Here is a 7,261-nt window from a genome sequence, read left to right as displayed (position 1 = left end):
CCCGCGGGAAGTCCCACGGGACGGCGGCCGGTCGGGGATCCGGAACGACGTCAGTCGTTCTCGCACTCGTTGCCGAACGCCGGGTTCAGCAGGCCGGTGCTGTCGACCGTGTTGCCGCAGACGTTGACCGGGACGTGCAGCGGGACCTGGATGACGTTCCCGGACAGCACGCCCGGGGAGTGGGCGGCGGCGGCCTGCGCGCCGCTGTCGGCGGCGGCGATCCCGGTGCTGCCCGCGACGGCGGCAGCTGCAGCGGAGGTCAGGACCAGGCCCTTCGCGATACGCGACATGGAGAGGTGCTCCTTGGGGTTGACACAGACATCCGGGCGGATGCCCGGCGCTGTGTCAACGCGTGCGGTGCGCGCGAGTTGTGCCGCCAAAGGAGTGATCTCACCGGAAGGTCCGCCTTCACCGTTCCGACATACACGCCCGCTCTATCAAGAAAAGTTGGGATGAAGACTACTGTTGCGCACCTCCCGACGCACTCCGCCAGCAAGCACACCGCCCTCGTGACGGGCCTCTGACACGTCTCCCGAAAGGCCGTGCCGGTCAGGCGCGACCCGCATACGCCTCGTTCGCCCTTTCGACGGACCACCCGGGAGGAGCACGGTCCGCGACGTCCAGCGGTGTGGTGGTGACCAGGTGGCCGCCCGGCTCGTTGCCCGGCGGGACGCGGCGTGCGCCGGAGCGCTTCCCGGCACCGCCGGCACCCGGAGGTCAGGCGCGTTCCCGCCGTCCCGAGCACCGTTCGTGAGCGAGGAAGAACCGCGCATGCACCTGTCTTCGACCGCCCTTCCCCCACGGGTCCTGCACGTCACCCAGCCCGTGGACGGCGGTGTCGCCCGCGTCGTGACGGACCTGGCCCGGGCGCAGCTCGCCGCCGGCCTGCGCGTCACCGTCGCCTGCGCCGGCAGCCCCCTCACGGCCCGGCTCACCTCCCTCGGCGCCGACGTACGGCCCTGGGCGGCGACGCGTGCGCCGGGGCCGTCCCTCGCGGGCGAGGCACGGCGTCTGGCCCGGGTCGTCGCGGACGTACGGCCCGACCTGCTGCACGCGCACAGCGCGAAGGCCGGGCTGGCCGCGCGCCTCGCGGTGCGGGGGCGGATCCCCACCGTGTTCCAGCCGCACGCCTGGTCGTTCGAGGCGGTCGGCGGGACGACCGCGGCACTCGCCCGCGGCTGGGAGCGGTGGGGCGCGCGCTGGGCCGCACGGGTGGTGTGCGTGAGCGAGGCGGAACCGGCTCGGCGAGCGGACGGGGGTCCGCGGGCGGTGGAGCGTCGTTCCCAACGGCATCGACGCCGACCGCTTTCGTCCGGCCGCCGCGGACACCGTACGGGCGGCGCTGCTGCCGGACGGCGGGCCCCGGGGTCCGCTGGTGTTGTGTGTGGGGCGGCTGTGCCGGCAGAAGGGTCAGGACGCCCTGCTGACGGCGTGGGAGTCCGTGCCGCGCCGGGTGCCCGGGGCGCGGCTCGTGCTGGTCGGCGACGGCCCGGACCACGGCCGGCTGCGGGCCCTGGCGCCGCCGTCCGTGCTGTTCGCGGGGGACGTCGCCGATGTCGTGCCCTGGTACCAGGCGGCCGATCTCGTCGTGCTGCCCTCGCGCTGGGAGGGCATGGCCCTGGCCCCGCTGGAGGCCATGGCGTGCGGGCGGCCGGTGGTGGTGACGGACGTGGGCGGGGCCCGGGAGAGCCTGCCGGCCGCCCTCGTACCGCACTGCCTGGTCCCCGCGCTCGCCCCGGCGGCCCTGGCCGAGGCCGTCACCGCGCTGCTGGCGGACCCGCCGCTGCGCGCGTCGCTCGGCGACCGGGGGCGCCGGCACGTCCTGTCCACGCACGACGTCCGCCGCACGGCTCAGGCGGTCGCGGACGTGTACCGCGAACTCCTGGACGCGCACGCCGTGTCCACCGAGCACAGGGAGACAGTCCACTCGTGACCGCGGAAAGCACCGTCCCCCCTCCCACCGGGCAGACCCGGGACCTCGGTTCCTCGCCCCTGGCGCTCCTGCCGCCGCGCGGGCCCGCGGCGGGCTTCCGCCTCCCCGCCCGGCGGCCCCCCGCCCGGCCCGCCTCATCCCTGCCGCTGCTCACCGCGGACGGCACCGCCGCCGTGCTGGGCGCGCTGGCGCTGACCGGCGCGCAGCGCCACCCGCTGCTGCTGGCGGTGCTGGTGGCCGCCTCGCTGCTGCTGTGCGCGGGGGTGCTGCGCGTCAGCGGCGGTCCGGGGGTGGTGTTCCGGCAGGAGCGGATCGGCCAGGACGGCCGGACCTTCACGCTGCTGAAGTTCGGCACCCACCGCCCCGTCGACGAGCACGAGTCGGCGACCCGCTGGAGCGTGGCGGACGAACGCCGCATGCCGTGGTTCTGCCGCCTCCTGCGCCGCACCTCGCTGGACGAGCTGCTCCAGCTGTGGAACGTCCTGCGAGGCGACACGAGCCTGGTCGGACCGCGGCCCGAACGCCCCTACTTCGTCGCCGAGTTCCGCCAGACCTACCCGGGTTACGCCGCCCGCCACCGGGTGCGCGTCGGCATCACGGGCCTGTCCCAGGTGAACGGGCTGCGCGGGGCCTCGATCGAGGACCGGGCCCGGTTCGACAACGCCTACATCGACGACTGGTCGCTGTGGCAGCACGTCTGCCTGCTGCTGCGCACGGCGGCCGCGCTCGTGCGTCCGACGGGGAGTTGAGGCGCGGATGAACCGGCTCGGGGCGCACGCGCCCGTCCTGCCGCTGCTGGCCGTCGTCGTCCTGCTCGCCCTGCCCGTGGGGCCGGGGGGCGAGGGCGGCGCGGGTCCCGCCGACGCGGTGTCCGCGCTGGTGGTGCTGTTCTGTGCGGTCCGCCTGCTACGGGACCGGCGGCGGCCGCTGTCCCGAACGGCGGCCGTGGTGCTGGGGCTTCCGGTGCTCGGTGTCGCCGTCGCCGCCATGGGGGCCGTGCCGCCGGGCGAGGGGCTCACCGGCCTCGGCCGCTACCTCCAGGTGTTCGTGCTGGTCCCGGCCGCCGTGCTGCTGCTGGTCCGCGACCGGGGCGACTTCCGGCTGCTGGCCTGGTCGTTCGTGGGACTGGCGGTGTGGCAGGGGGCCGTCGGCGTGCACCAGTACGTGACCGGGACCGGGGCCTCCTACCAGGGGCGGCCGGTGCGGGCCGTGGGCACGTTCGGGGCGCAGGACGTGATGGGCATGGCGACGGTCGTCTCGCTCGGGCTGGTGTGCGCGGTGGGCCTCGCGCTCGGCACCGGGCCCCTACGGCACCGGATCATCGCCCTGGCCGGCGCGCTGGCGCTGCTCGTGCCGCTCGCGCTGTCCTTCAGCCGCGGGGCGTGGATCGCCACGGCGGTGGCGTGCGGGGCGCAGCTCCTGCTGTCCGGGCGGCGGCGGGCGCTGACGGCCGGGGCGGTGATGGCCGCGGCGAGCGTGATCCTGGTGGGCGGCTTCGGGGTCGGTTCGACGATGCTGCAGGAGCGGATCAGCAGCATCACGCGAGTCGCGGACGCGCCCGACCAGTCGGTGACCGACCGGTACACCCTGTGGGCAGCGGCCACCGGCATGTGGCGCGAGCACCCGGTGGCCGGGGTGGGCCTGAAGGGCTTCCCCGAGCACCGGGACTCGCACGCCTCACTGGCCCTGTCGGCGGGCAGCGACACGGAGGGCGCGGGCGCGGCGTTCCGCAGGCAGCCGCTGCTGTCCCCGCACAACATGTACCTGCTGATCCTGGCCGAGCAGGGGCTGATCGGTCTGCTGGCCCTGGCGGGCAGCTGGCTGGCCCTGCTGCTGTGCGCGGTCCGCGCCCTGTGGCGGGCCGGCCGGCCGGGGCTCGACTGCGGGCTGGCCGCGTGCGGGCTCCTGGTCTGGCAGCTGACGGACTTCGCCTACGCCGACATCGGCGGCCCCTCGACGGTCCTGACGGCGGTGTGCTTCGGCCTGGTGGCCTGGTGGGCCCTGACCGCCGACAGGGGCCGCGGGCCGTCCCCGCTTCCCCCGGCCGGTCGGGCCGGGCGGAACGCGGCGCAGGAGGCTCCGGCGCGATGACGGTGCCCCCCGAGCCGAGCAGCAACTGCGGCTGCTGCTGCGGCACCTGCCCGTCGACTGCGACGTGGTGACGCTGACGTTCCCGGGCCGGGTGGCGGACGGGCTGCGCACCGACGGGGTGCGCGTCCACCACCTCGGCATGGCCGGCAACCGCGACCTGGGGGCACTGCCGCGTCTGGTGCGGGTCATCCGCGCGGGCGGCTACCAGCTCGTCCACACCCACCTGTACCGCGCCTGCCTCTACGGCCGGATCGCCGCGCGCCTCGCGGGGGTCCGGGCGGTGGTCGCCACCGAGCACTCCCTGGGCGACTCGCAGATGGAGGGCCGCCCCCTGAACGCGGGGGTCCGCGCGCTGTACCTGGCGGGCGAGCGCCTGGGCCGTACGACCGTCGCCGTGTCCCCCACGGTCGCCGAGCGGCTCAGGCGCTGGGGCGTGCCCGGGCCGCGCATCGAGGTCGTGCCCAACGGCTTCGACCTGCCCCGTTTCCGCTTCGACGCGGCCCGCCGCCACCAGACGCGGCGCCGTCTGGGCCTGCCGGACGACGTCTTCGTGATCGGAGCCGTCGGGCGTCTCGCACCGGGCAAGCGCTTCGGCGTGCTGATCCGGGCGCTGGCACAGCTGCCCGGCGACCACCGGCTGCTGCTGGTCGGCGGCGGCCCGGAGGAGGACGTGCTGCGGCGCACCGCCCGGGCCGCCGGGGTCGCCGACCGGGTGCTGTTCACGGGTGAGCGCCCCTGCGTCCCGGACGGCTCGCCCGGCCCCGACCTGCCGTCGCTGGCCGCCGCGATGGACGTGCTCGCCTCACCGTCCCCGGAGGAGGCCTTCGGCCTGGCGATCGTGGAGGCCCTCGCGTCCGGCCTGCCGGTCCTCTACGCGTCCTGCCCCCCTGGAGGACCTGTCCCCGTCGGCGGCACCCACCGCCCGGCGCGTGACCGGCGGCCCCCACGCCTTCGCCCGTGCCCTGACGGACGTACGGCGGCGGACGCCGCAGCAGCGCACGGCACCCGAAGCCGCCCGCCACTACTGCATCACCCGCAGCTCCGCCCGGCTCATGGACGTGTACGCCGCCGCGGTCGCCCCGTCCCCCGTCCCCCACGCCCCAGGAGCCCCCCGCCTCATGACCGACACCCCCGCACGGCACCACCGTCAGGTCACCTCCCGCACCAGGTCCCTGCCCCCTTGGTCCCTGCTCGCCGCCGGGGCCGTGGCCGGTGGGCTGCTCGGCGGTGCGTACGGCCTGGTCAGGACACCGGCGTACACGGCGACCAGTTATGTGGTGGCCGTGCCGACGGAGAAGTCCGACACCGCCACCGCCCTCGGTTTCGCCCAGGCCTACGGGGGGGGTCGCGCCGCAGCTCGCGGTGCTGGGGGACGCCCAGGTGCGGGCCGGTGTGCCCGTGAAGACGCTGCAGGAGAGCGTGCGGACGGCGACCTCGCCGGACGCGCCGATGGTCGCGGTCACCGCCACCTCCTCCCGTCCGGACCTCGCCGCCGACATGGCCAACTCCGTGGCCCGGGCGCTGACCCGGCACGCGGGCGACACCGAGCAGTCCACGCACGTCGAGCTCCAGCGGTTCGCCCGCGCGGTCCCGCCGACCGAGCCGTCGTCCGCGTCCGCCGGGGTGACGTGGCTGGTCGGGGCGAGCGCGGGCGGGCTGCTGGGCGGGCTGCTGGTGCTGGTCCGGCCACGGCGGGACGCCGGGCCCACCGGCCGTCCCGCGGCCGTGCCCGGTCCGGCCGTCGCCGCCGACGCACACCGGCAGCTGTGACGTACACCGCGGAACTGGTCACTGAGGAGGGGGTCTTCGCCTCGCTCGCCGCGGACTGGGACCGGCTGCACCGGCGGTGCGCGTCCGCCACGCCGTTCCAGAGCCACGCCTGGCTGCACTCGTGGTGGCAGTCCTACGGCCGGCGCGGCCGGCTCCGGCTGGTGCTGGTGCGCCACCGCGGTGACCTCGTCGCGGCGGCCCCGCTCACCTCGAACGCCGGCTTCTGCCGGTGCTGGTTCCGCCCGGCGGGGCGATCTCCGACTACGGGGACGTGCTGGTGGACGACGAGCACGGCGAGGCGGCACTGGCCGCGCTGACCGGCGCCCTGTCGGCCGCCGCCCGCACCGCGTTGATCGACCTGCGCGAGGTACGGCCCGGCGGCGCCGCCGAACGGGTCCACGACCGGTGGCCCGGGCCCCGCGCCCGCGTGGACGACTCGGCGTGCCTGGAGCTGCCCGCCGCCCCCATGGACGAGCTGATCGCCCGGCTGCCGACGACGAGCCGGCAGCGGCTGCGCGCGAAGCTGCGCAAACTGGACGCGCTCGGCGTGCAGCGCCGGCTGATCGACCCGGACGGGGTGGAACCGGCGCTGCTGCGGCTGCTTGAGCTGCACCGGATGCAGTGGCAGGGGCGGAAGGTGACGTCGGAGCATTTGCGGACCCGGTTCCGGGAGCATCTGGTGCGCTCGGTCGGGCCGATGGTGCGCTCCGGGGACGCGGTGGTGACCGAGTTCCGGATCGACGGCGAGGTGGTGGCCGTGGACGTGACACTGCTGTCGCCGCTGCTCGCGGGCGGCTACCTGTACGGCGCGCACCCGTGCCTGCGGGAGCGGAAGGCGGACGTGGCGGCCATGCCGCTCGACGCGACCGCCACCCACACCAAGGACGGCACGCCCGGCACGCTGAGCCTGCTGCGCGGTGACGAGCCCTACAAGCACCACTGGCGTCCGCGGAGCCTGGTGAACCAGCGGCTGCTGCCGGCCCGGCGGCGTACGGCGCCCCTGCTGTCGGCGGCGCTGTGGGACGTGTGCGCGCGCCGGCGGGGCAAGGACCTGCTGTGGCGGCTGAGGGAGCGCCGCATCACTTCAGGGGTGCCGGACGCGGGCGTCCGGCACCCGCTGCCTCAGCGGTGGGTCCGGGCCGCCCGGCCCCGTCGGTAGAGGATGATGCCGCCCGCGATCAACGCGGTGCTGGCGGCCGCGGTACCGACCATTTCCCCGGCACCGGTCTCGGGGAGACTGGGCGGCTGCTCAGCCCGGCCAGGAGGCGTGGGGTGCTCTCCTGAGGGTGAGTCCGGGGGCGTGGAGCTGTGGCCGCCCGACGGTGGTGTGTGCGGGTGCTCGGCCGGTGGGGTGTGCGGCGGCTCGGTCGAGGGCGTGTCGCCGTAGCCGCCGTCATCGCCGTAGGACCCGTCCTCGTTGACACAGGAGTTGCCGAAGGCCGGGTTGAGCACGGCTACCGCGTCGAT

General features: G+C 75.9%; 3 protein-coding genes and 5 pseudogenes. 6 read left to right on the top strand and 2 right to left on the bottom strand.

What is annotated here, in order from left to right; all coding sequences use genetic code 11:
- Window positions 1-50: 50 nt before the first annotated feature.
- Window positions 51-290 (bottom strand): chaplin ChpG, encoded by a 240-nt coding sequence (gene chpG, locus ACFW6P_RS23160; RefSeq protein WP_386359803.1) that lies wholly within the window; start codon window positions 288-290, stop codon window positions 51-53.
- Window positions 291-771: 481 nt separating this feature from the next.
- Here chpG and ACFW6P_RS23155 point away from each other — a divergent pair.
- The 6 genes and pseudogenes from ACFW6P_RS23155 to ACFW6P_RS23130 all read left to right on the top strand — a co-directional run bounded on the left by ACFW6P_RS23155 (window position 772) and on the right by ACFW6P_RS23130 (window position 6,953).
- A pseudogene (locus ACFW6P_RS23155) lies at window positions 772-1,933 on the top strand (glycosyltransferase family 4 protein).
- A 245-nt stretch (window positions 1,934-2,178) separates the two neighbouring features.
- A pseudogene (locus ACFW6P_RS23150) lies at window positions 2,179-2,682 on the top strand (sugar transferase); the annotation flags it as partial.
- A 7-nt stretch (window positions 2,683-2,689) separates the two neighbouring features.
- A complete protein-coding gene (locus tag ACFW6P_RS23145) occupies window positions 2,690-4,024 on the top strand; it encodes an O-antigen ligase family protein (RefSeq protein WP_386424566.1) in 1,335 nt (444 codons plus the stop codon).
- Window positions 4,025-4,049: 25 nt separating this feature from the next.
- Window positions 4,050-5,136: pseudogene (locus ACFW6P_RS23140) on the top strand (glycosyltransferase); the annotation flags it as partial.
- Between the two features lie 6 nt (window positions 5,137-5,142).
- Window positions 5,143-5,794: pseudogene (locus ACFW6P_RS23135) on the top strand (lipopolysaccharide biosynthesis protein).
- Window positions 5,791-6,953: pseudogene (locus ACFW6P_RS23130) on the top strand (GNAT family N-acetyltransferase). Before ACFW6P_RS23135 ends, ACFW6P_RS23130 begins: the two co-directional pseudogenes overlap by 4 nt.
- On the opposite strand, the gene ACFW6P_RS23125 reads toward ACFW6P_RS23130, so the two are convergent.
- Window positions 6,917-7,261, bottom strand: a 345-nt coding sequence (locus tag ACFW6P_RS23125) for an LPXTG cell wall anchor domain-containing protein (RefSeq protein WP_386424563.1), incomplete at its 5' end; no start/stop codon positions are given. The pseudogene ACFW6P_RS23130 and the gene ACFW6P_RS23125 sit on opposite strands and share 37 nt — an antisense overlap.

This window comes from Streptomyces sp. NPDC058741 (assembly GCF_042746715.1).
Classification (GTDB): domain Bacteria; phylum Actinomycetota; class Actinomycetes; order Streptomycetales; family Streptomycetaceae; genus Streptomyces.
The sequence above is the reverse complement of the archived record's forward strand: the minus strand, read 5'-3'. Positions and strand labels throughout refer to the sequence as shown.